Source organism: Microbacterium sp. NPDC056044, from assembly GCF_042267145.1.
In the GTDB taxonomy this organism is placed as follows: Bacteria; Actinomycetota; Actinomycetes; order Actinomycetales; family Microbacteriaceae; genus Microbacterium.
In genome coordinates, this window is record NZ_JBHJWZ010000012.1 from 1 (window position 1) to 1251 (window position 1251).

The window sequence follows — 1251 nt, forward strand, 5'->3', positions numbered from 1 at the left end:
GGATGCCTCGGCCTCGCGCACGCCGACACGCTCACGGTCCTCGAGGGTGTTGGCCGCGTACAGGTCGTCGTCGTGCAGCAGGTGCGACTCGACGACCGCGACCTCGCGACCGAGGGCCCGCACCAGCGGCGCGAGGTCGACGCGGAGGGTCGCAGCATCCGTCGTCGAACGGTTCACCACGAACAGCGACACGCCCTCGTCGTCCACGGTGGCGACGGCGTTGACGGCCTCGACCTCGCCGAGCTTCTCGCTCGTGAACGTGCCCGCCGACACCGGCACGCGCACCGCGCGGCCCTGCGCGAGGCGCGACGTGATCGAGAACGGGAAGAACGTGGTCTGCCGCCACGCCGGGCCGCCCGGCTCGGTCATGATCGGGGCGATCACGTTGACGAGCTGCGCGAGCGACGCGGAGCGCACGCGGTCGGCGTGCTGCAGCAGTGTGATCATGAGGTCGCCGAAGACGACGGCGTCGAGGGCGTGGTACTGGTCTTCGAGGAGGCGCGGCGCGACCGGCCATGCGCCGCCCTTGAACTCGTGGCCCGACTCCGAGCCGTCCGGGTTGAAGAGGTACCAGACGTTCCACTCGTCGAAGGAGATCATGATGCGCTTCTCGCTCTTCTTCGTCGCCGCGACCGCGTCGGCGATCGAGACGACCGATTCGATGAAGCGCGCCATGTCGACCCCCGACGCGAGGAACTCCTGCGCGTCGCCGTTGTACTCCTGGTAGTAGGAGTGGCACGAGATGAAGTCGACGTCGTCGAACGTGTGCTCGAGCACGGTGCGCTCCCACGACCCGAAGGTGGGCATCGAGCGCGCCGACGAGCCGCACACCACGAGCTCGACGCCCGGGTCGAGCATGCGCATCGCCTTCGCGGTCTGCGAGGCGAGCTTGCCGTAGTCGTCGGCGTTCTTGTGGCCGATCTGCCACGGGCCGTCCATCTCGTTGCCGAGGCACCACATCTTCACGCCGAACGGCGTGCCGCGGCCGTTCTCGGCGCGCCGGTCGGTCCATGCGGTCTGCGTGTCGGTGTTCGCGTACTCGAGGAGGTCGAGCGCCTCCTGCGTTCCCCGGGTGCCGAGGTTGACGGCGAGCATCAGGTCGCTGCCGACCCGGTCGAGCCACGCCTGGAACTCGTGAAGCCCGACCTCGTTGGTCTCGGTCGAATGCCAGGCGAGGTCGAGGCGGCGCGGGCGCTCGTCCACCGGGCCGATGCCGTCCTCCCAGCGGTAGCCCGACACGAAGTTGCCGCC

Annotated in this window: 1 protein-coding gene; it reads right to left on the bottom strand. The window is 69.5% G+C overall.

Annotation, left to right across the window (positions count from 1 at the left end; translation table 11 throughout):
• Positions 1-1251 (bottom strand): alpha-N-arabinofuranosidase (locus ACFC1I_RS21040; RefSeq protein ID WP_376014101.1); only part of this gene is annotated, 1251 nt, incomplete at both ends.